Below are 22,719 nucleotides of genomic sequence, written 5' to 3' on the forward strand. Positions count from 1 at the left end.
CCGGTTCTGGAGAACGCAAGATATGTATTCTTATAGGGGAACGCAACATCTAATGTGTCGGCTGTTGTAGGTGGCCCTGGTGGTTTCGAATGGTAACTCACGGTAGGTGGTTCGGGGATGCGTGAACGGGAGCGGGAATCGACGGCCGTCGCGCCGAAATCCGCCCCGTCGCTCGACGTGGTGTTCGACTTGCTGGCGAACCGACGGCGCCGCTACGCGCTTTACTATCTGTACGACCGCCCGGACGGCGTCTCCTCGCTCGACGACCTCGTCGACGGCGTGCTCACGTACGAGGTCATCGAGGGCGACGTCGAGGACCACCGCACGACGGTCCGGACCTCCCTCCAGCACGTCCACCTCCCGAAACTCGAGGACGCCGGCATCGTCGAGTACGACCCGCGCAGCGAGACGGTGCGGTACTGGACCCAGCCATCGCTCGAGGAGTGGCTCGAGCACGCCCATCACAAGGAGCGACCGTAAGTCGACCGCCGCTCGCAGGAGTCGTCGCGCCTGCATCGATCCGATACGATGATACCTCGATGCCCGTCGCATCCAGTTTCGGACCGCTCCCGCCGACCCATCTCCACCAGCGTCCGACGCCGTTCGCTTCTCGGTTCGTCGCCCGCGTCCGTTCTGCGCTCCTCGTCACCCACCCGCATCCGTTCGACACCACGTCGCCTCGTCCGCGTCCGGCGGAGAGAAGCGACGGTTTCGCCCGGCCCCGCACGTTCGTCCCGAGAAACATTTAACAGGCGGTTCGTGGTGGGTCGACCGTGGGAGTGGCGACCGTGACGCGACGGCGAACCCGTCGTGAACCATGGTATCGTTTCACTCCTCAAAATTTAACACGTGAGCGAGAGATACGATTCACGGGTGTAGTCAATGACTGACCACGAGTTACCATCACTTCCGTACGATTACGACGCGCTGGAACCATCGATCTCCGAGCAGGTCCTCACCTGGCACCACGACACCCACCACCAGGGGTACGTCAACGGGCTCAACGCCGCCGAGGAGACCCTCGCGGAGAACCGCGAGTCGGGCGAGTTCGACACGACGCCCGGCGCGCTCAAGAACGTCACCCACAACGGCTGTGGACACTACCTCCACACGCTGTTCTGGGAGAACATGTCCTCGGACGGCGGCGGCGAACCCGACGGCGACGTCGCCGACCGCATCGAGGAGGACTTCGGCTCCTACGAGGGCTGGAAGGGCGAGTTCGAGAAGGCCGCGAGCGCCGCCGGCGGCTGGGCGCTGCTGGTGTACGACCCCGTCTCGAAGCAGCTGCGCAACCTGGCCGTCGACAAGCACGATCAGGGCGCGCTCTGGGGCTCCCACCCCGTCCTCGCGCTGGACGTCTGGGAGCACTCGTACTACTACGATTACGGCCCGGACCGCGGCAGCTTCATCGACGCCTTCTTCGACGTCGTCAACTGGGACTCCGTCGAAGAGGAGTACCAGAAGTGTCTCGACCACTTCGAGTAAGTCGGACGCGACGAGCCGCCACCCCCGAGTTTTTTACGCACACCGGTCCCGAGATCGCGATCGACGGACGGCGCCTCGAGCCGAGAGCAGCGATCGGGCGACGGTGCCACGGTTGATCACGTTCGATCGCCAGTCGAGCGGGCGAGCGAGACGGGCAGGGCGATCTCCCGTCCGTCGACCGATGAGCCGGCGAACCCGGTCGAACTGCTCGCGGCCGTCCTCGACGGGTGACTCCGTCTCGACCGTTCCTATCGCGTTCGATTCTTACCGCGTGCGTGACCGAGACGACGTCCACGGCCCCTCGTCTCGGTCACCGTCTGGTGAGGGCGATGACGGTGCGGTCAACCGGGTCTCGACGCCCGTGAACTCGAACCGAGCGCCGCCGTCATCGCCCTCGCCGACGCGGACCGACCAGTCGTGGGCGGCGGCGATGCTCTCGACGATCGAGAGCCCCATCCCGGTCCCCTCGGGGTCGGTCGTGTACCCGTCCTCGAGAACGCGGACGCGCTCGTCCGGCGGGATTCCGTCGCCGTCGTCCTCGACGTAGAATCCTTCGATCTCGTCGGTTTCGGGGCCGTCCCTCGACTCGAGATCGCTTTCGCCGATCGTCCCCACGATCACCTCGAGGTCGGCCGCGTCGTCGCGGTCGGTAGCGTGTTCGATCGCGTTCCGAAAGAGGTTCTCGAGGAGGCGTCGAACGCGCTCGGAGTCGGCGAGGATTCGAACGTCCGCGTCGATCGTCAGCGTCGCCTCACCGGTGTCGACGACGCTCCAGGCCCGTTCGGCGAGCGATTCGAGCGCGACCGTCCGGGGATCGGTCACCGCCGCCCCCTCGCGAGCGAGCGCGAGCACGTCGTCGATGATCGTCACCATGCGCTCGAGCGAGCGGTCGATCTCTTCGAGGTACCGCTCGTCGTCGTCCGCCTCGAACGCGAGTTCGAGGTAGCCGTCGGCGACGTTCAGCGGATTCCGGAGGTCGTGGGAGACGAGGCTGGCGAAGCGATCCAGGCGCTCGTTCTGGCGCCGGAGTTCCCGTTCGCGGCGGTTACGCTCGGTGACGTCGGTCACGTGGACGAGCCACCCGACGTGGCGATCCCGGCCGTCGTCGATCGGCGTCGCGCGGATGGCGTAGTCCCTGCCGCAGTGTGACACCCCGAGGCGCGATTCGTCCGCGGACTCGGTGAGCGTTCCGTACGCATCGAGGAGATCCGGATCGTCCGCGAACAGGGTTTCGACGTTCCGGCCGACGATCGACGAGTCGCCGAGAACGTCCTCGGCGAGGGCCCTGCCGACGGAGTTCGCGTCGACGATCCGCCCGTCCACGTCGAAGACGATGACAGCCTCGGAGATCGTGTCGAAGACCCGATCGCGCGCGATGGGGGTGACGTCGACGAAGCCGTACCAGACGATCGCGATCGTGTAAAGTCCGCCCGCGACGACGAACCCGACCGCAGTGGAGTCCCCTCGAACGTCGCCGAACACTGCGACGATGTTCGCCAGCCACGGGATCACCGTCCCACCGAGCAGCGCCGCGGCCTGACCCCGGTATGGACTTTTCGACCGGGATCTATACAAGAATTCGGCGATCAGCACCGTCGCCGCGGCCAGCAGGGCGTAGGAATAGACGACGTGGACGTCGAAGGCGATTCCCCACTCGAGCGTCACCCCGGTCGCGGTCGTCGGATCGGGCTCGAGCGACTCGAAGAAGACGTTTCCCGGGTTCACGAACGCAAGCGTCACGACGACGATCGGCTCGATCGAGAGCAGCGCCACCGTCTCGCGTCGGACCAGGTGTTCCCGACCGGTGTACTCCAGGGCGAACAGCACGGTTGCCGCCACGCAGCCCGTGACCCCGACGTAGAGGAAGCGGTGGAAAAACATCGAGAGGGAGGCGTCCTCGAAGACGCTGGCGAGGAACAGCGACCCGGTCCATACGATCACCGAAAGCACGCACACCAGCAGCGCCACGGCGCCGGATTTCGCCCGGTGACGGAACACGACGACGGCGAGACCCGCGGAGATGATCGTCGCCGCGGCGTAGATCGGAAGAAACAGATCGGCGCTCGCTACCATCGCTTCCCCTCTGGAGGCCAGCGTAGAAAATCCACTGGCTAACTGTTAGCACGACACCACGTTGGGTGCCGGTAGCACCGCCCGCACTCGGCGAGCATCGGAACCTGACGATCGTCAGATTCTCGATGGGCGCCAGCGCCGGGCGGTCGATCCCACACTCGCGTCGATCGATCAGTCGGCGTCCTCGAGCAGTCCCATGTCCGCGGCGACGAGGTCGGCCAGTCGGTCGGCGACGTCCGGATCGACCCGCGCCACCTCGTTACCGTCGTGGAGGCGGTCGTTGTGGCGCTCGAGCGTCTCGGCCAGCTTCGAGAGCGGTACGCGCGCCCGGGTGTCGCACTCCAGGCAGTGGATCGGTACGTCCGGTTCGTCGTTCGAATCGCTCGAGGCGGTCATGTGTCGCCGATCTCGCGGCGGCGATTATAGGCTCATTGGTCCGTTTCGGTCGGCCGGTCGAGGTTCGTCCGGCGCGACCGGGCCGAAATCCGGACCGGGAACGAACGTTTTAGGCCCGTTCCGACGGTACGGACGAGCACGACCACGACCCATGCCCGTTCCCAAATCCGAGTTCGACCAGCGCTACCCCTGCGACTTCTACACGCCCGAGGAACTCCTCGAGGCCGACCGAATGTACACCGTCTACGAAATCGCACGCCTCCTCCAGGGGCTCGAGCCCGACGCGGACATCGACCGCGAGACGGAGGACGTCCTGCTGGACTGGGCGATTCCGTGGATCATGACCAACGCCGACGATCTCGTCGTCGCCGAACCGCGTCACGACGACGAGCCCGGCTTCTACGGGCTGAAAACGGACGGGGACGGAGCCGCGACCGCGGACGAGAACGGGGACGAAGACGAAGGCGATAGCGACAGCGACGACGACGAATGATCCTCCTCGTCGTCGGCGCCGACCGCGTCGACGCCGGCAAGACCACGTTCTCGGCCGGCCTGCTCGAGCGGACCGGCGGCGTCGGCTACAAGCCCCGGGCCGGCAACGACTACTGGTTCGACCACGACGACTGCCGGCGTGCGCTCGCCGAGGGACGCCTCTTCGGGAAAGACGCCGCGCGCCTCGCCGCCGCTGAGGGACGGGGACGGCCGCCCGAAACGCTCAATCCCGTCCACCGGCTCTGGCGGCCGTCGCCGGGCGGCGGAACGGGGCTGCTCGGCCGGAGCGACCGCGAGTTCGTCGTCGACCGCGTCGGACGACCGTGTGTCGAGCGAGCGGGCGTCGATTCCGGCGTCGGTGACGACGGACGCGGCGACCGGACCGTCGAGGGCGTGCGGTACGTCCGGAACGGCCGAGCGGACCTCCCCGACGCCGTCGCCGACGCCCTCCCGCTCGAGGACGCCCTCGTCGTCGAATCGGTCGAGGAACTCAACGCGGTCACGGAACGGACGTACGCGCCGGCGTTCGAGGCGCTCGCCGCCGAGATCGAATCCGCGGACGTCGCCATCGTCGAATCCTACGGCGACGTCGCGTGGCCGCTCGCGGCGCTCGATCCGGCGCGCGTCGCCGCGGTCGCGGCCGTCGAACCCGGCCGGGCGCGAATCTACCGGGGCGATCGCTTCGCCAGGGGCTGCGAGGTCGCCCGCTCGAGTCCGATCGACGGCGCCCTCGAGAAGCGCGTCCCGGACGTAATCGAGTACCTCGAGCCGGTCGCTCGAGTCCCGCTCCCGCCGCTTCCCGGGGAGGAGCGCACGCAGCCGGCTCGCATCGCCGACGCGTACGCCGACGCCTACGACGCGCTGCTCGAGGCGGCCGGCGCCGACTGACCGACTCGGCCCCCGAAGCGGCCACCGCCGAGCGTCGTTCGCGGCAGCGATGGCCGGCATCCGGATCACAGCCGTTAAGACTACCCGGTGTAACAACCGAGTAATGAAGCGACGAACGTTCGTCGGCGCGCTCGGCGGCGGGACCGCGCTCGGACTCGCGGGCTGTCTCACTCGGGACGGCGACGATTCCGACGACGGTGACGGTAACGGTACCGACGGCGACGACGGAAGGCTAACCGTGGTCACCTACGAGTCGATGATCGACGGAGACGATCCGGCGGGTCCCTGGCTCAAGGAGGCGTTCGAGGAGGAGCACCCGGACGCCGAACTCGAGTGGACCCAGCTTCCCGATCAGGGGATCACCCACTACGTCGAGCGGGCGAACGCGGGTCGGTCGATCGACGCCGACGTCTACCTCGGGTTGAACGTCGACGACCTCGTCACGGCCGACGACGGCCTCGACGGCGGCGACGGCGACGCCGGCGGCGCCGGCGGGCTGTTCCGCGAACTCGACCGCGGCGCGGTCGAGCGGGCCGACCGCGTCCGCGACGAACTCGAGATGGGCGACCCCCACGGGCGCGTCCTCCCCTACGACACGGGGTACATCTGCATCGTCTACGACGAGACCGAAGTCGACGAACCGGAGACGCTCGAGGGCCTGACCGAACCCGCCTACGAGGACGCGCTGCTGGCCCAGAACGCCCAGACCTCCGCTCCGGGGCAGGCGTTCCTGCTGTGGACGATCGACGCCTTCGGCGAGGACGGCTTCCTCGAGTACTGGCGCGAACTGAAGGACAACGGCGCTCGCGTGCTCGAGGACTGGAGCGAGTCGTACTACGGCGCCTACATGGAGGAGGAGCGACCGATGGTCGTCTCCTACTCGACCGACCAGGTGTACGCGAGCGCCGAGGGGTACGACATGTCCCGCCACCGGGTCGCGTTCCCGAACGACCAGGGGTACGCCAACCCCGAGGGGATGGCGATCTTCGAGGACGCGTCGAACGTCGATCTGGCCTACGACTTCTTCGACTTCGTCCTCTCGAGTGAGGCCCAGGCGGAGATCGCTCAGCGCAACGTCCAGTTCCCGGCTGTCGGCGAGGAACACGTCGACCTCGACGAGGAGTTCGACGAGCACGCCCACGTGCCGCCGGAGCCGGTCACGCTCGGCTACGACGACCTCCGGGGCAACCTCGAGGGGTGGGTCGACGACTGGGCGCGCGAGTTCGTCGGCCGGTAACGGTCGGCTCCGACGTCCGAACGCGACTCGAGCCCAATCCGAGACAGACCAGTACCCGTGTTCCCGACACCACGTTTCACCGTCGATCGCGACCGCGTCCACGAGTTCGTCGAGCGCCACGCGCTCGGGGCGACCGCCGTCGCCACGGCGGCCGTCCTCCTCGTGATGCTCTACCTCCCGGTCGGGGTGGTCTTCGCCGACGCCCTGCTCGAGGGCGGCGCGCCGACGCTCGATCACCTCGTCGACGTCCTGACCGATCCGTTCTACGTCGGCGTCCTCGCGGACGTCTTCGCTGATCCGCTCGCCGTCGGGACGCACCTCGGCTCGCTCGCGGGGTGGCTCGCGTCGGTCTCGATCTCGCCGACGTTCGTCCACCCGATCCCCGGCGTCGACCTCCCGGTACCGTGGCTCTCCGTCGAGACGCCGGGCGTGCGAACGGGGCTGTTCGGCTTCACGGCCTACCAGGCCGCGCTCTCGACGGTCGCGAGCGTCGCGCTGGGGCTGCCGGGCGCGTACGTCCTCGCGAACTACGAGTTTCCCGGCCGGCGAACGATCCGGTCCCTGACGATCCTCCCGTTCGTCCTGCCGGGCATCCTGGTCGCCGTCGGCTTCTACGCGACCTTCGGACGAGCGGGCACGCTCAACGCGCTGCTCGGCGCCGTCGGCCTGGGTCCGTACGCGTTCGTCGAGACGAGCCCGCTCGCGGTCGTCGTCCTCGCCCACGCCTTCTACAACGCGCCGCTGGTCGCCAGACTCGCCGTCGCCGCCTGGGAGTCCGTCGACGCCCGGACGATCGAAACCGCCCGGAGCCTCGGGGCGAGCGAGCGCCGGGCCTTCCGGGACGTCGTCGTCCCGCAGCTCGTACCGTCCGTCCTCACCGGCGCCCTCCTGACGTTCGTCTTCACGTTCATGACGTTCCCCATCGTGCTGGCCCTGGGCGGGCTCCGCCTCGCGACCGTCGAGGTCTGGATATACGACCGCATCCGGCGACTCGCCTACGCCGAAGCCGCCTCGCTCGCCGTCCTCGAGACGATCCTGTCGCTGGGACTGACCTACGCCTACCTCCGGTACGAGTCCGCGCAGGTCGGCTTCGCCCGGGCGCCGTCGCCACCGCCGCGGGAGCCCCTGTTTCCCGACCTGCGGACCGCCCTGACGCCGAAACGGCTCGCCCTCGCCGGCTACGGCCTCCTCGCGCTCGTCGTATTCGTCGGCCCGATGGCGAGCCTCGTCCTGGAGAGCGTCACCGACGGCTCCGGCTTCACCCTCCGCCACTACGCCTTCCTCCTCGAGCGCCAGCTCGAGGGCGAGAGCTTCCAGACGCTACCGCTCCCGGCGATCCGGAACTCCCTGGCGTTCGGAGCGGCGACGCTCGTCGTGGCGGTCCCGATGGGCGTCGCCGTCTCGGTGCTGACGGCCCGGGCCGGGCGAGCGGGGACGATCGTCGACGCGCTCGCGATGGTGCCGCTGGCGGTCAGCGGCGTCGTCTTCGGCATCGGCCTCCTCCGGGGCCTCGTCTTCGGCGTCCCGCTCCCCGGCGGGTGGCGCGTCCAGGTGACCGGCGCCGGCGCGATCGTCGTCGCCCACGCGGTCGCGGCCTACCCGTTCGTGACGCGAAACGTCTCGCCGCTGCTCTCGAGTCTCGACCCGGCGATGGTCGAATCGGCCCGCGCGCTGGGCGCCACGCGCGTGCGAGCGTTGATCGACGTCGAACTCCCGCTGATCAGGGGCGGGATCGTCGCCGGCGCGGCGTTCGCGTTCGCCATCTCTATCGGCGAGTTCTCTTCGACGGTGGTTTTGGCCACCGGCGGCGAGAGTTACACGATGCCGGTCGCCGTCGAGCGGTACCTGGGCCGTCGATCCGGCCCGGCGATCGCCATGGGATCGATCCTCCTGTTCGTCACCGCGGCGAGTTTCGTCGTCATCGACCGCGTCGGCGCGGGGATGCGGTGGCCCCGGTCGCCACGTACGGGCGAGGGCGCGCCCCGAAACGAACGCGAGCGGGAGCCGGTGCGGGAGAACGGGGCCATGAGCGAACCCGAACCCGAGAGCGACACCGCCGGACGGAGACGCGAACGGACGACCGAGCGCCCGAGCGCGACCGGCGGGCGAACGAACCGGGGGGATCGCCCGTGACCGAACTGCGACTCGAGGGCGTGACGAAGCGCTACGGAACGGGCGACCGGGGAACGGCCGCGCTTCGGGACGTCAGCCTGACCGTCGAGGACGGCGAGTTCTTCGCGCTCGTCGGCCCCTCGGGCTGCGGAAAGACGACCACGCTCCGAACGATCGCCGGGTTCGAGGAGCCGACCGAGGGGACGGTCGCCTTCGACGGGCGGCCGATGACCGGCGTCCCACCCGAAGCGCGCGACGTGGGCGTCGTCTTCCAGAGCTACGGCCTCTTCCCGCACATGACCGTCGCGGAGAACGTCGGCTACGGCCTCCGGTTCCGCGCGCCGCCGGGCGGCACGAGCCCGGACGAGCGCGTCGCGGACCTCCTGGCGCTGGTCGACCTCGAGGGGATGGGCGACAGGCGGCCGGACCAGCTCTCGGGCGGCCAGCAACAGCGAGTCGCCCTCGCCCGCGCGCTCGCGCCCGAACCCGATTTCCTGCTGCTGGACGAGCCGATGAGCGCCCTCGACGCCCGCCTCCGGGAGACGCTGCGCCGTCAGCTCGCGCGAATCCAGTCGGACCTCGGAATCACGACCGTCTACGTCACCCACGACCAGGAGGAGGCGCTCGCGCTCTCGGACCGCCTCGCGGTGATGCGCGACGGCCGGCTCGAGCAGGTCGGAACGCCCCGGGAGATCTATCGAAAACCGAAGACGCGCTTCGTGGCCGAGTTCGTCGGGGACAACAACGTCTTCGACGGCGTCGTCGACGCTCGGGACGGCGATCGGGCGCGCGTCGCCGTCGGCGAGTCGACGCTCGAGGTGGCCGGCGTCCCCGACGGCGCCGACCGCGTGACCATCTGCGTCCGGGCGGCGGCGCTCTCGCCCGACGCCGAGTCGAACCGCATCTCCGTCGCCCTCGAGGCGAGCGAGTTCCGGGGCGAACGCGTCCGCGCCTACGGTCGGTGGAACGGCGTCCCGATCGTCTTGCGACTCGAGGACGATCCCGAACGCGGAGTCGACGGCGACGACGGCGGCGAGGTTACGGTCGGCTTCGACCCCGAAGACGCGCGCGTCCTCCCGGCTCGGTGATCAGACCTGCCGGGCCATTTGCGCCGCCAGCTCGACGTGGTCGTACGGCCGATTCGTCACGCTCGGACCGTGGCCCGTGTGCATCTCCCGGAGGCCCTCGTCGATCCACTCGAGGAGCCGATCGATGCTGCGGATCAGGGTTTCGCGGTCGCCCTCCGGCAGGTCCGTGCGACCGAAGCTGCCGTTCTGGAAGACGAGGTCGCCCGCGAAGCAGATCCCGGGTCCCTCGGCGTAGAAACAGAGGTGATCGTCCTTGTGGCCGGGCGTGTGCAACGCGACGTACTCGTCGTCGCCGAGGACGACCGTCTCCTCGTCCTCGATCTGGTGGTCGATCCCGTCGACGGAGGGATCGAAGCCCCAGGCGTCGACGTCGAACGCCGATTTCACCGCCTCGAGGTTCCCCACGTGGTCGCGGTGGGTGTGGGTCACCACGACCGCGTCGAGGTCGTCGACGCGGTCGTCGATGCGCTCGACGACGTCGAAGTTCGCCCCCGGGTCCACGAGGACGGTCCGGTCGCCGGGGACGAGGTACGCGTTGCTCGTAAACGCCTGCACGCCCTGGGCCAGATTGGCGATCATGACCCCCGATACGCAGGCGCACGGTTTGTGCGTGTCGACATCGCTCTCCCCCCACGATCACCCGGTTTCGCCGTCCGTCGGTCGCTCGACCGGTCGCTTTCTCGAGCCGGTTCGACCGGCAGAGACGCCGCGACGGGCCCGAGACGCCGTCGCCGAGACGGCGCTCCGGTATTCACAAGGATTTTTAGCCGGGGCACGTAGTGGTAGACGAATGAATCGGTCGGTTCTGGCAGGGCTCGTCATCGTACTCCTGGTCCTCCCCGCGGCGGTCTCGGGGAGTAACGCGCAGGTCTCCGGGAGCGGTTCCCCCACGACGAGCCCGTCAGGAACGGACGCCGGGACGTCGGCGACGGTTCCCGCACTCTCGAGTGCAGATCCAGGATCGGGCGGGGAGTACCCCGCGATCGAGTCGCCACTGACGTACTCGACGACGCTCGAGCCGGGAGTCGCGGACGACTCGACGACCAGCTACGCGCTCCAGGAAGCGGAGTCCATCGACGAGTTCAACAACACCAGATTCGAGATCACCGTCTCCGAGAACGGTACGGCAGAGTGGACCTTCCAGAAGGAACGCCACCTCGAGGACGACGAGATCGACGACTTCGAGACGTTCGCCGAGGAGTTCGAAACCGAGGAGACCGACCTCTACGAGGGGTTCCAGACCCAGGCGACGGCCCTCGCCGAAACGGGCGCCGAGAACACCGGTCGCGAGATGGAAGCGACCGATTTCAACCGCTCCGCGGGGGTCGAACACGGACTCAACGAGAGAGGCGTCGTCGAGATGTCGTTCACCTGGACGAACTTCGCGGAAACCGACGGCGACGCGGTCGTCGTCGGGGACGTCTTCGACGAGATGTACCTCACCTCCGACCAGTCGCTCGTCATCAGGCCCGGCGACGACCTCGTCTTCGTGGAGGCGTATCCCGAGAGCTACGACGACGTTGCATCCCTCGAAGGGGCGAACTCACTGACGTGGAAAGGCGAACGGGAGTTCGTCGACGGCCAGCCGACGGTCGAACTCACACCGAACGGCGGATCGCCCGCGGAGGGGGACCAAGCAAGCACCACGACGGATCCCGTCGAGGGCGATCTCGGTTGGCTGCTCCTGGCCGCCGTCGTCGGTCTCGGCGTCGGAGGGGGAGCCCTGTGGTACCGTCGACGAAGCGGTCACGACGGCGAGGACGACTTCCGTGATGCGCCGACGCCGCCGGCCGACGTCGCCGTCGACGATGGGAACGGCGGTGCCGCCCCCGAGGCGGCCGGCCGGACCGAATCCGCGGGTTCGCCCCTTCCGGAGGAAGAACTGCTCACCGACGAGGACCGCGTCGTCACCCTCATCCGCGAGAACGGCGGTCGGATGAAACAGGTCAACATCGTCGACGAGACGGGCTGGTCGAAGTCCAAGGTGAGCATGCTCCTCTCGGAGATGGAAGACGAGGGCACCATCAGCAAACTTCGCGTTGGTCGCGAGAACATCATCAGCCTCGAGGGCTTCGAACCCGAGGCGACGAAGTCGCCGTTCGACGAGTGACGCGGCGGTCGGCACGGCGCTCGGTTTTTGGGCCCGAATGGATCCCGCCTCGAGATTCGAGACGGCTGGAAAACCGGTTGGCGTGACAGACGCTCACCGTGCGACGGCGGCGCAACGTCGAGTCGAAACGGAATCCTTAAACATCGATGCGCGTTACGTTCAGATGCAAGCGACGCACGCTCCGATAGTGTAGTCCGGCCAATCATATTGCCCTCTCGAGGCAATGACCGGGGTTCAAATCCCCGTCGGAGCACTCCTTCCTGCCGCCGTCTTTCGATTTCGAGCCCGCGCTAACTTCACGTAACCATGTGGCTCGAAGGCAATTCGATTCAGAAGGTCGGGGCACCCCGACGCCGTACCGCGATTACGAGTATTTGCCCTGCAATTCGATTCGCAGGACTCACCCACCGGTGGTCGGCATGGATCTGAGCGACTTCGCCGTCGTCCCCGAACCGACCGCGGAGCGGCTCAACGAGCGTCAACTCGTCGATTACCGCACCGAGCGGGAAGCGACCATCAAGTGGTTGCTCACATTCGGCATCGATCCCAAAAAAGCGAAAGGGTACGCCGAGAGCACGGTCAAGAACCGCATCTACCGAATGGACCAGTTCTACCGGTACGTGTGGGACGAAGAAGGACAGTACACCACCGCCGTCACTCACGACCACGCCGACGCGTGGATGCAGGAACTCGCGTACGCCGACTGTAGCGATACGCACCGCGACCTGTGTCAGAAAGCCGTTCGGATGCTATTCAAATGGCGCGCCCACGAGCGAGGCGGTGACGAGTGGGACCCGGCGATCACGTTCACCTCCGACAGCGGAACGACGACGCCTCGAGACTACCTCACGCTCAAAGAGCGGAAACTCGTTCGGGAAGCGGCGCTCGAGTACGGGAGCGTCCCATCGTACAATAACGCCTCACCCCGCGAACGACGTGAGATCACGGCCTACCTCGCGCAACGGTTCGAGAAGCCAGCAGACGAGGTTACGAAGCGAGACTGGGAACGAGCCAACGACTGGAAGATCCCTAGTCTCGTCAGCGTCAGCCTCGACGCCGCTCTGCGCCCGATCGAGGTCGAACGAGCCGTAGTGCAGTGGGTCGATCTCGACAACGGGATCCTGCGGATCCCCATCGAGGATAGCTCGAAGAACGAGGATAACTGGCGGGTGAGTCTCAGCAGCCGTACGGTCAGCACGCTCGAGCGGTGGCTCGCCCAGCGTGCGACGTACGACCTGTACGAGGGGAGAGACGAGTTGTGGTTGACTCGAGAAGGGAACCCGTACGGCGCTGCCGCCCTCCGGCGGATCCTCCACGAGTTGTGCGACATCGCCGGCATCGAGTACGCGGACCGACAGATGAGTTGGTATACGATCCGACACTCCACTGGCACCTACATGACTCGTGAAGAGGACCTCGCAGCCGCACAGACCCAACTCCGGCACAAGAGTCCGGAGACGACGATGAAATACGACCAGACGCCCGTCGAGGATCGGCAAGACGCCCTTGACCGCTTGGGCTGACGAGCGCTACCGATCGCTCGGCTCGGTTTACTCGCTGGCGGAACCTCGAGCTTCTCATTGTTAGTGACGCTGGCCAGGAAACTCAAGAATGCAGTCGAAGAACGTGATCAAATCGAGATACGTGTTACTATCCGACTCGAGAACGTTTCGGCGCGAAATGCGTTCGAGCCGCTCCGGGGGACGACGAGCCGTGGATCGGTGTTTTTCAAAATGTCGTTGCTGAGTACGCCGCCACGGATGCGATTGTAGACGAGATCTGCGAGCACAACGTACGGATCGAGAAGTTAGACGACAAGCGTGACGAGCTACGAGAAGTCTGTCTCCTATTTAAACAGCGACAAGACGGCCTCGAATACGAAGACGAGGTACTCCGAGATGGGAAGCCCGCGCACGGCGTTGATGGACTGAGCCGGGCGACTGCCGAACAGCTCTTCCTTGCTGTTCCTTTAGCACGGATTCTGTGAATCGAATTCTGTAATCAGAGGAAACTACTTGTCTAATGAGTTTTTGGTTTCCGTATGACCGGAGCAACAGTTGAGACTCCACAGCGTGAACCAGGGGGCGGCGTAGACAAGGTGAAAGAGTTTGTTCGGTACATTCCCGACGGGACGTCGATACCAGAAGAGATGTGGGAGAGGCGCCACCGAAGCATCTTGTTACTAATCGCCGTACAGGTCCCGCTGCTACTAGCCCTCGGCATCTACGAAGGAACGGACCCGTTCACTGGTGCGGAGATTCCAACGGTCCCATGGTGGATGCTCGGAGGCTTTGCGATCGTGATTCTCGGTACCGCAGCACTGGCGAACTGGTCACGATTTGGACGGCGCCAACGGACAATGACTGCTGCGTTCAGCGCGATGACCGTCTCAATGGCGCTGGTGAAGCTTTCGGGCGGATACATTGAAGCACATTTTCACTTTTTCGTGTTTCTCGCCGTACTCGCCCTGTACGAAGATTGGTTACCGTTCGCGGTCGGGATGGGTTACGTGGCGATCGGTCACGGTGCTTTCAGTCTAATGGATGCGAGTCTCGTCTATAATCACCCAGCCGCCGTTACGAACCCGATCGTATGGGGTGGAATTCACGCCACGTTCATAACTGCGCTCGCAGGAGCACTCGTTATCAATTGGTACTCAATCGAGAAGTCTCGAGAAGAGGCCCAACGGCAGCTCGATCTCGTCGCAAAACAGAAGGCAGAAATTAAAGACGCTGAAGAAGCGAAGGCAGAAGCGGAGAACGCGAAAGCCGCAGCCCAGAACGCGAAAGCAGAGGCTGAAAAAGCGAAAGAGAAGGCCGAAGGACGTCGAGCGGAAGTCGAACAGCTCAATCAGCATCTGGAGGAGAAGGCCAGCGAATACAACACGGAGATGCGCCGCGCAGCAGATGGCGATCTCACCACCCGACTTGACAGCGACAGCGAGAGCGAGGCGATGGAACGGATCGGCAATGCGTTCAACGAGATGATGGACGAGATCGAATCGACGATGCACGAGATCCAGTTAGTCGCTCACGAAGTATCAGGTGCAAGTGAGAAGACGATGGACGGTGTGATGACAGTTGAAGAACTCAGTGAGAACGTTACGCAGTCTATCGCGGAAATTGCTGACGGCGCAGACGACCAGCGCGAGACACTCGAAGAAGTTTCCGACGAAATGAATAAGCTCTCTGCGACTATCGAAGAGGTCACCGCTTCCGCAGCAACCGTTGTCGATACGTCACAGGACACAGCCAACGTAGCAATTGCCGGTGAGGAAACTTCCCGTGACGCACTCGAGAGCGTCAACGAGTCCCAGGAGGCGATAAATTCCACCACAGGGAAGGTACAGGCCCTCAACGAGCAGATGAGCAGTATTGGTGAGATAGTCGATCTAATTAGCGATATTGCTGAACAAACCAACTTGCTAGCCCTGAACGCAAATATTGAGGCCGCACGAGCAGTAACCAGCAACGGAGGAGGGGCGAGCGACGGTTTCACCGTGGTCGCTAATGAGGTCAAACAGTTAGCCGAAGAAACGAAAGAAGCCGCTCAAGACATAGAAGAAATTATCGCCGTGACTCAAGAGCAGACAGCTGAAACCGTCACGGAAGCCCGTACAGCCGCAGAGCATATGGAACACAGTGCTACCGCCGTCGAGAATGCAGCCGATGCGTTCACGACTGTAACCGAAAACGCCGAGGAAACTGCTGACGGTATCCGTGAGATTAGTAATGCGACCGACGATCAGGCCGCGAGTACCGAGGAAACTGTCTCGATGGTCGAGAGGGTGGCGGAAATCAGTGCGGCGACCGCTGAAGAAGCACACAGCGTGTCCACGGCCGCAGCTGAACAACTCTCCGCGATGTCGCAAGCAACCGCTGAAGCTAGATCGTTAGCCGATCAAGCTGAACGACTCCACCAACACCTTCGGAAATTCGAGGTTGCGAATGAGCCAATTACTGTAGATTAGCTTCGGTAATAATTCTGTAAATGGATGTGGAGGGCTGACCCGATAGAATTTCAGCCCCAATACCTCGAGAGAGTGCGCTCATCTCGATCATTGCCTGAAGTGTCCGAGCAGAGTATATCCGTGTTTTAAATTGTCCCCCAGTTACGTCACTAAAATTCGTTTCGATGTGTCGCTTTCCGTCGTTCTGGATGACGCAACTACAAACCTCGATTCAAACCACATGAGTCGCGTATTCGATGTCATCGACGAGTTAACCACGACGAAACAAGTGTTCTTCCTCACTTGCCATCCACAATGCGTCCGGATCACGGCATCAAACGACTGTCCTGCACAGTACTGGTCGCTCAACAATGGGTAATCCACCCGACGTGAAACCGCGGATACGCTCGAGCAGCAACTATCTGCTGACTAATAAGTCACTCTCCATCTTGTCGAGAAGGGCCGTTCCTAGGCGTGCTCCACGACATCACTTAACTCGAACAATTGTACGTCATCGCGCTCGGACACGGCCTCCTGAATGGCCTTTGTCGCACCACTTCGTGTGAATAATGCGTATTTTATCTCTTTATCACCAGTATTCGGGGTCCAGCGAATTTCAGTAGCGTGGTCTTCGAGCGAGGCGAGAGCTCCATAGTCGAGCGGCGCACTGGTGAACTTGCATTCCCCCACGACCATCGTCCCGTCTGTGGTAAATCCGACGACATCGACTTCATGCTCTTTGTACCACCAGCGGCCGATGTCGAGAAACGTTTCCTCTGGGTAGAGGGCCGGGAGGGAATCCTGACAAATTTTCTCAAACTCCGGGCTAACGAAGTTCGGAAGTTCTGGTTCGATGATCGCCTCGTACGCATCTTCACCTAAGCGTTCGTACCGATCCTCTTTCCCGTAGACGAAGCGGAACCAGAACCGGAACAGAGGATCCAAAAGCCGATAGCGTCCGCGACGTGACTTTGCTTTCTCTTCAGTGATCGGGACTTCTCGTTCAACAAGCCGCAGCCGTTCTAACTTCTGAGCATACGTCGAGATCTGTTTACCATCGATACCCACTGCTTGGGCGATTTCGTTTGACGTCGTCTTCCCCGCCGAAATTGCGGTGAGGATCGCGAAGTACCGGTTCGGATTCGTAAGTTCGGTCCGGAGCACATACTCCGGTTCGTTGTGGAGATATCCCTTCTGAGAAAGTACTTCTTTGGTAAGGACTGTCCCGAGGTGCTGGTCGAAATCGATGCCGTCGAGATAATATGGAACACCGCCGAAGACACCCCACGTGAAGATCTGCTCCTCAGGAGAGTAGCTGTCAGGAACGAACTCTTGTGCAGCAGCAAAGTCGAGGGGGCGAAGGTCGATTTTTTCAGTGAACCGCCCATATAGAGGACTGTTCCCCAGAAGAGTCGCTTCTTCCATCATACTAATCGACGAACCAACCAGAATGAGTGTTCCCGAGGTGTACTGGAAGTGCTGGTCCCACAATCGCTGAAGGACCGATGGAAGGCTCTCGTCGGCGTCAATAAGGTAAGGGAATTCGTCGAGAACTACGACTCCGTCTTGGTCACCGATGTATCCGAGTAATGCTTCCCAGTCCTGTTTTATGCGTGTGATGCCAGGGAAGGTTTCAGACGCAACATCAACGAACTCGTCGAGTTGTATTTGAGAGGTGGTTTCTGTGGCCTGATAAACGACAGCGTCATCCCGGTCTGAGAGCGAGTGCTGAACGAGCTGGGTTTTCCCGAGGCGTCGCCGTCCGAAGATGACGATCAATTCGGCATCATCGGACTCGTAACACTCACGTAGGCGAGAGAGTTCGTCCTCCCGGTCTACGAAGTGGTCCATAGTGATACTCTGACCCAGTGAAAAATAATACTTTCGAATAGCCTATTTTGGAATAGGCTAATCAGGAATTGGCTATTTCCACATTCTCAGTTTTCAAAGGACACGCGATTATTATGGCTTATTCTAGACATACGGTGTTGAGGAACGACCGGGGACCTACTCTACTGACCCCACCGGCCAAGCGCCCATCCTACAGCCTTCTGTACTACCATACTGTCGTCCCTGTCTCTTCGCTCCTCGAGTGGTTCGACAGGGGTCTCGAACTCACATAGCCAAGCGCACCACGCGCACTGAACCGTAGATGTTCGCTGTCAGTGTCGAGCGAACCAATCAAAACGTCAGTTGCTTGTTCGACATCGCTCGGAGAATGCTCTGCGACTCGAGCGAGCACGCAGGTCGTATTCTATTGCCCTTTGCCGTCATCGTCATCGACCAACGTAGCGATCTTCTCGAGGCCGGAACAATGCTTGCGGGATACTGTTCGGAGAGGTTGGCGAGCACCCTCACAGCGTTTGCTCGAGTCGGGTACCGCGGTACTCAGTGTAGAATGGTCTAGGGATACGAACCCGACCGTGTTTCCTCTCGTGAGGTTTGGCTTCCTAGGTAATGAGATGAAGCGTTGAGTGAGAATCGCGGGTTCCGTATTGGATCACAGCGGTTTAGTCGTTAACTCTACGCTCGTGGACAGTTCGTTCACGTCGGCCTCGATTCGGTCCGACCAGCCGATGGTGCGGTGGCTACCAGTGAACTGGACGGTGGTCGATCTCTTACGGCAGCGGTGGGAGGGAACTGAACGGAAGAAACTCACCGACCGGGTTGGAAACCCGGGTTGAGGGTGGTTGGCTGCTGGAATCCTACGATTGGTGACCTGGCGAGCATGCCTGTTCTGGACGACACGGTTATGATTGTGCCTGTCCTGTAATGTGTGAGATTCCGGCACTGGTTCCGTGTGCTGAATCCTCCACCATCATGGAATCTACTGATCCCCCAACTCCCTCTCCTGACGCGACGACTGCGTTCGAACGAGGACTCGAAGAATTGATCATCACTGCGTTCGGAAGTGGTGCGGCGATAGAAGGTACGTGGAAGATACGTGGGCCTGTCTCCGATGCCCCGAACTGGCGAGTAAAAATCGAGAAGGTACCACCAGAGGAGCGCATGTTTGAACCGACGTTTCTGGAAGAGTAAGCAGAAAACAGTACCGTCTTCAGGCGGGTACTAACCGAGCAGGAACACTGAATATTTGATTTCTAGTCCTTTTTCCGCACAATAATGCTTATCAGGGCTTACCACATAGCTGGGAAAGACGTACTTTGCTGAAGTCGGCAGACGAGACGAGTTGGGCAGCGCGTCGTGTAGGTACAGTACACCAGTTGGCCATGATGCCGAAAACCAAAGACCCGAATCAGCAAGAGGACAAGCACCGCGAAATCACCCCTACACAGCTGTTCACAGCGTTCGCACACGAACGCCGCCAGCTCACCGTGGCGTATCTTGCACAGAAACCAGTGGCGATCTCACTCGGGGATTTAGCCGAGTATATCGCGATCAAAGAAGAACAACCATCATACGAGTGGTACGAGCGGGTGCTCACTGACTTGGCACATTGCCATCTTCCTCAGTTAAATGATACCGGCCTTATCCACTACGATGCAGATGCGGAATCTGTGGAGTTAGCGGTCGAACGGTGTGTAGTTGCGCCGTATTTGGAACTTGCTGGTCACGCCGATACGTAGCTAAATAGGTATCTTCTCAATCGCTTTTCATTCCAGCGGTGGCTGAAAGGGTCTGTGGTCGGAACGTGGAAATTTTCGACCCATGTATCCCGAGGACCGGTCCCGAGAAGACCGATGTCCACACGCTGCGGGGGATGAAGCCCGCGATGAGACCGGCGAAGACGGATCCGATCGCGATCTCGTCCCAGACCATCCCCCACTCCTTCCACTGCTTGTCGGCCAGCGCCTCCCCACCCCGAGAGCGAGGTCGCCTGCTCGCGAATCGTCGTGTTCGCCTCCTCCGGGTCGAAGCTCTCCATGCACGACCGCGAGCAGAAGTAGTAGGTCTGACCATCGACCTCGGTGGTGTAGTCGGTCTCCTCGGGGTTCACCTCCATCCCACCGACGGGGTCCTGTGCCGTCGGCTCGCCCTCCTCGAGGACGTTATCGCGGGCCCGCTCGACGACACTATCGGGGACGACGTAGACGAAGCCGAGCGCCATCAGGCCGATGAGCATGAACCCGCCAACGACGTCGGCAACCAGGAACTGCCACCCGAGCAGGAGCACGATGACCGCGCCGATCTCGATGACGAGGTCCGCCAGCTCTATGAGCGGTATCAGGCGGCCGAGAGCGACGCCGAACGTCGCGAGGTCGCCCTCGATATGGGGGAGGTTGACGGACGCCGCCACGCAGAGATCTACGCCGCGCTCGAAGACGAGTGAGTCAAAGGGTTCTCAGCGCCACCTTAGCTATCGACGACTGCTTTATTGCCCAGTGACGACGCCTCGTGGTCAACCGACCATCACGACGTGCTGACGCGTGACCTCGAGGAGCATCTCGTGGACAAGTGACGCTCGGCCGAATTAGGCTCACATCGTACACACGAAAACGGCTAAGTGCGTTGGCTCACAATATACACATCATGAGCACCGATAAGAAGCGCGTGCAGTTTCGGGCCCCCAATCGGCTCATCGACCGCGCCGACGCACTGGCCGCAGTCCTCGGGGAAGACCGAACAGACGTCCTCGTGACCGCGCTTCGGGAGTACCTCCAAGACGCCGCTCACGACGACGCACTCACCCAGGAGATCGCCGCCGCCTATTACGACGATGAGATCACCTTCGAGCAGCTCAAAGCGCTCGTCGGAGCCGAGGAGGCGGCAAACCTCCGAGTGGTGAAACAGCAGTTGGACGAGGACTTCATCGACGAGGTCGCCGACGCATAGATGTCGCGGCTTATCGCAGACGCCTCCGCCTTCGTGAGTCTCGGGATCGTTACTGACGATGACCCCGATCCACTCGCACTCTGTCTATCCCGGTACGAGGTCGTCGTCCCAACGGCAGTCATCGATGAACTCCAAGAGATTGCCTCGTACGATGACGTCCATGGACACGCCGCATCCGCCGTACTCGACCAAGCGGAGTCATTCGAGACACAGTCGGTCGACCTCGATGCCGAGTTTCCGCTCGACGACGGTGAAAACGCGGCAGTCACGCTCGCGAACGATCTCGATGCTGCACTCTTCCTCTGTGACGAGTTCAACCAACTTGGCTTGATCCATGCCTCACTCGCAGATACCCGACTCGTCACAACACCGACACTGCTCTCGGTTCTCGTTCGAACTGAACACCTATCAGCTGCCGATGCGCGGCTGCTCCTCGATGAGATCAGCGACGCCCGTAGCTGGGGCGCGAACAGTTACGTGCAGCGAGCTCGCTCATTGCTCAAGGAACCCTGACACCAAGAAGGATACCTCGAAATGAACAGAAATGCCCGATAACGACGCTCTCTCCGACGTTCGTGAACGAACCGAGAATCCCGAGCACGCATCAGTTGACGATATAGTCGAACTCATCCTCGAACGCGCACAGCATCCCTGGACGGAGCACTGGGACGCGCATCTCGACGAGATGATGACTACTGTCGTCGACAGATACGGGACCGACCCCGTCCGAACCGTTATCCATCGCGTCCTCGTCGACTACTACCCCTTTCGGACTGCCACGCACGACCTCGAGATGCGCAACGTAGATGGCATTCGTATCGGGATGGCAGCCAGCCAGTTCCTCGAAGAACTCAACGCACAGCGCACGACTGAGTCCAGCGAGATTGATTCCCGTCGCCAGAATGTTGATGGGCAAGCTCTGTGTAATCCCTGAAACCGTCATGGGACTATGTGCAAGACTTGCACATGGAATGAGTGTAAGCGACGATCCGCGACGGGTTCGCTTCCAGTCGCCAGAGTATCTCGTCGACCGGCTGGACGCGATCGCGGAGCTCGTCGACAAGGATCGGACGAACCTGCTTGTCGAGGCTATTCGCGAGTACATCGAGGACACGGCCGACAGTGAGACGTTCCAGGAGCTGGTCGCGACGAAGTACTACGACGGTCAACTCGAGTTCGAGACGGTCAAGCAGTTGGTCGGCGCCAAGACCGCTCAGCGGCTCCGTCTCCTCAAAGCGGACCTCGAAGACGAGCCACTCGATCTCGCCGCCCCCGACGATGTTGACGTTTACGATGGCGATATCACGACGGTCGACGACGATCGATGAGTGGCCATCGGCTGCGAACAGTCGTTGCCGACATCAGCGCACTCGTCAGTCTCGCCGTGCCTCGTGCGGACGCGGCTATCGATACCGACGTCCCAGACCCGCTTTAGTACCTGCTCACCTCGTGTGACGTGTATTCGAGAGCCCGACGATGCGGAACGTCCTCGATATCCTCGAGGAGATGGTCGAGACGCCGACGGAGTACGTCGTCCGGACGGACGAGGAAGTGACGAAGATTGGCGAAGACGCGACGTGGCTCATCGATCAGCTTCGCCCATTTGCGGAAGACGGCCGGTACGAGAATTTGGGCCGAGAGACCGAGTTTGATATCCGCGACGAAAAGGTGATCTATCTCGACCTCGCCCAGCAAGAGGAGAGTCTCGGTGGGAGCACGAGTCTCATCATGGTAGTACACGGTCGAGACGGTTGGCCGAAGGTAGAACCAGGTGTCTCCGAGATCCCCGTTTTCGAATCGCCGCTATCAGGTGCGTCTAGGTTAAACGCTCGAGTATCGTGATCAAGGTCGTCCATCGTCACGCCGGGATTCAGCGCGTACCGTTTTCGTGCCGGAACCAATTCGATCCGACGTCACCACCGAGAGATCGATGACGGGGGCAGCGTCGCAGACGGCGCTGCCAGCGACGTTGGGGTTCTGCCTTTAACTGCCCAGGGCAGATACTACGCACGAGCGAGATCGCCTGGGATGACGTACCTGAGGTCGCGTTGAAATCCAGTATAACCGGGACATCAATACTCACTACTTTTAACTC

Annotated in this window: 18 protein-coding genes, 1 tRNA gene and 3 pseudogenes; 17 read left to right on the forward strand and 5 right to left on the reverse strand. The window is 62.7% G+C overall.

Going from position 1 to position 22,719, the window contains the following annotated elements; genetic code table 11:
• The first annotated feature begins 117 nt into the window (after positions 1 to 117).
• Positions 118 to 480: a DUF7344 domain-containing protein gene (locus RJT68_RS14930; RefSeq protein WP_407037344.1), complete on the forward strand. Its 363-nt coding sequence runs from the start codon at positions 118 to 120 to the stop codon at positions 478 to 480.
• 402 nt (positions 481 to 882) lie between these two features.
• Positions 883 to 1,485 carry a superoxide dismutase gene (sod, locus tag RJT68_RS14935; RefSeq protein ID WP_407037345.1) on the forward strand — a complete coding sequence of 201 codons (603 nt, stop codon included), beginning with the start codon at positions 883 to 885 and terminating at the stop codon, positions 1,483 to 1,485.
• Positions 1,486 to 1,749: 264 nt separating this feature from the next.
• On the opposite strand, the gene RJT68_RS14940 is transcribed toward sod, so the two are convergent.
• Positions 1,750 to 3,558: a sensor histidine kinase gene (locus RJT68_RS14940; protein WP_407037346.1), complete on the reverse strand. Its 1,809-nt coding sequence runs from the start codon at positions 3,556 to 3,558 to the stop codon at positions 1,750 to 1,752.
• 171 nt (positions 3,559 to 3,729) lie between these two features.
• Positions 3,730 to 3,954 (reverse strand): hypothetical protein, encoded by a 225-nt coding sequence (locus tag RJT68_RS14945; protein ID WP_407037347.1) that lies wholly within the window; start codon positions 3,952 to 3,954, stop codon positions 3,730 to 3,732.
• 151 nt (positions 3,955 to 4,105) lie between these two features.
• Between RJT68_RS14945 and RJT68_RS14950 the strand changes: the two genes are divergently transcribed.
• From RJT68_RS14950 to RJT68_RS14970, 5 genes are all read left to right on the forward strand, one after another.
• Complete coding sequence (locus tag RJT68_RS14950; RefSeq protein ID WP_407037348.1) at positions 4,106 to 4,447, forward strand: DUF5827 family protein; 342 nt, start codon at positions 4,106 to 4,108, stop codon at positions 4,445 to 4,447.
• Entirely contained in the window at positions 4,444 to 5,334 is an 891-nt protein-coding gene (locus tag RJT68_RS14955) for an ATPase (RefSeq protein WP_407037349.1), read from the forward strand. The genes RJT68_RS14950 and RJT68_RS14955 overlap by 4 nt, the downstream gene beginning before the upstream one ends.
• 103 nt (positions 5,335 to 5,437) lie before the next feature.
• Positions 5,438 to 6,571 carry a thiamine ABC transporter substrate-binding protein gene (locus RJT68_RS14960; protein ID WP_407037350.1) on the forward strand — a complete coding sequence of 378 codons (1,134 nt, stop codon included), beginning with the start codon at positions 5,438 to 5,440 and terminating at the stop codon, positions 6,569 to 6,571.
• Positions 6,572 to 6,628: 57 nt separating this feature from the next.
• Positions 6,629 to 8,704 (forward strand): ABC transporter permease, encoded by a 2,076-nt coding sequence (locus RJT68_RS14965; RefSeq protein WP_407037351.1) that lies wholly within the window; start codon positions 6,629 to 6,631, stop codon positions 8,702 to 8,704.
• Positions 8,701 to 9,771, forward strand: coding sequence for an ABC transporter ATP-binding protein (locus RJT68_RS14970; protein ID WP_407037352.1), 1,071 nt, complete (start codon positions 8,701 to 8,703; stop codon positions 9,769 to 9,771). The genes RJT68_RS14965 and RJT68_RS14970 overlap by 4 nt, the downstream gene beginning before the upstream one ends.
• On the opposite strand, the gene RJT68_RS14975 is transcribed toward RJT68_RS14970, so the two are convergent.
• Positions 9,772 to 10,350, reverse strand: coding sequence for an MBL fold metallo-hydrolase (locus RJT68_RS14975; protein ID WP_407037353.1), 579 nt, complete (start codon positions 10,348 to 10,350; stop codon positions 9,772 to 9,774).
• 211 nt (positions 10,351 to 10,561) lie between these two features.
• On the opposite strand from RJT68_RS14975, the gene RJT68_RS14980 reads away from it, so the two are divergent.
• The 4 genes from RJT68_RS14980 to RJT68_RS14995 all read left to right on the forward strand — a co-directional run bounded on the left by RJT68_RS14980 (position 10,562) and on the right by RJT68_RS14995 (position 15,851).
• The gene (locus tag RJT68_RS14980; protein WP_407037354.1) at positions 10,562 to 11,881 is read left to right on the forward strand and encodes a DUF7343 domain-containing protein; all 1,320 of its coding nucleotides are present in this window, start codon (positions 10,562 to 10,564) and stop codon (positions 11,879 to 11,881) included.
• Positions 11,882 to 12,059: 178 nt separating this feature from the next.
• Positions 12,060 to 12,134: transfer RNA gene (locus RJT68_RS14985), tRNA-Glu, on the forward strand.
• A 166-nt stretch (positions 12,135 to 12,300) separates the two neighbouring features.
• A complete protein-coding gene (locus RJT68_RS14990) occupies positions 12,301 to 13,404 on the forward strand; it encodes a tyrosine-type recombinase/integrase (protein WP_407037355.1) in 1,104 nt (367 codons plus the stop codon).
• Positions 13,405 to 13,922: 518 nt separating this feature from the next.
• On the forward strand, positions 13,923 to 15,851 hold the full coding sequence (locus tag RJT68_RS14995; protein WP_407037356.1) for a methyl-accepting chemotaxis protein: 1,929 nt from the start codon (positions 13,923 to 13,925) through the stop codon (positions 15,849 to 15,851).
• Between the two features lie 447 nt (positions 15,852 to 16,298).
• On the opposite strand, the gene RJT68_RS15000 is transcribed toward RJT68_RS14995, so the two are convergent.
• Positions 16,299 to 17,681: an ATP-binding protein gene (locus RJT68_RS15000; protein ID WP_407037357.1), complete on the reverse strand. Its 1,383-nt coding sequence runs from the start codon at positions 17,679 to 17,681 to the stop codon at positions 16,299 to 16,301.
• A gap of 1,382 nt (positions 17,682 to 19,063) precedes the next feature.
• On the opposite strand from RJT68_RS15000, the gene RJT68_RS15005 reads away from it, so the two are divergent.
• Positions 19,064 to 19,417 (forward strand): DUF7344 domain-containing protein, encoded by a 354-nt coding sequence (locus RJT68_RS15005; RefSeq protein ID WP_407037358.1) that lies wholly within the window; start codon positions 19,064 to 19,066, stop codon positions 19,415 to 19,417.
• 28 nt (positions 19,418 to 19,445) lie between these two features.
• Here the strand turns inward: RJT68_RS15005 and RJT68_RS15010 are convergent.
• Positions 19,446 to 19,995 (reverse strand): annotated as a pseudogene (locus RJT68_RS15010) (permease); the annotation flags it as partial.
• 326 nt (positions 19,996 to 20,321) lie between these two features.
• On the opposite strand from RJT68_RS15010, the gene RJT68_RS15015 reads away from it, so the two are divergent.
• The 5 genes and pseudogenes from RJT68_RS15015 to RJT68_RS15035 all read left to right on the forward strand — a co-directional run.
• On the forward strand, positions 20,322 to 20,624 hold the full coding sequence (locus tag RJT68_RS15015) for a hypothetical protein (protein WP_407037359.1): 303 nt from the start codon (positions 20,322 to 20,324) through the stop codon (positions 20,622 to 20,624).
• Complete coding sequence (locus RJT68_RS15020) at positions 20,625 to 21,137, forward strand: hypothetical protein (RefSeq protein WP_407037360.1); 513 nt, start codon at positions 20,625 to 20,627, stop codon at positions 21,135 to 21,137.
• A gap of 31 nt (positions 21,138 to 21,168) precedes the next feature.
• Positions 21,169 to 21,486, forward strand: a pseudogene (locus RJT68_RS15025) (hypothetical protein); the annotation flags it as partial.
• Between the two features lie 109 nt (positions 21,487 to 21,595).
• A complete protein-coding gene (locus RJT68_RS15030; RefSeq protein WP_407040387.1) occupies positions 21,596 to 21,952 on the forward strand; it encodes a hypothetical protein in 357 nt (118 codons plus the stop codon).
• A gap of 136 nt (positions 21,953 to 22,088) precedes the next feature.
• A pseudogene (locus RJT68_RS15035) lies at positions 22,089 to 22,355 on the forward strand (VirB4 family type IV secretion system protein); the annotation flags it as partial.
• Positions 22,356 to 22,719: the final 364 nt, after the last annotated feature.

Source organism: Halovalidus salilacus, from assembly GCF_031852275.1.
Classification (GTDB): Archaea; Halobacteriota; Halobacteria; order Halobacteriales; family Natrialbaceae; genus Halovalidus; species Halovalidus salilacus.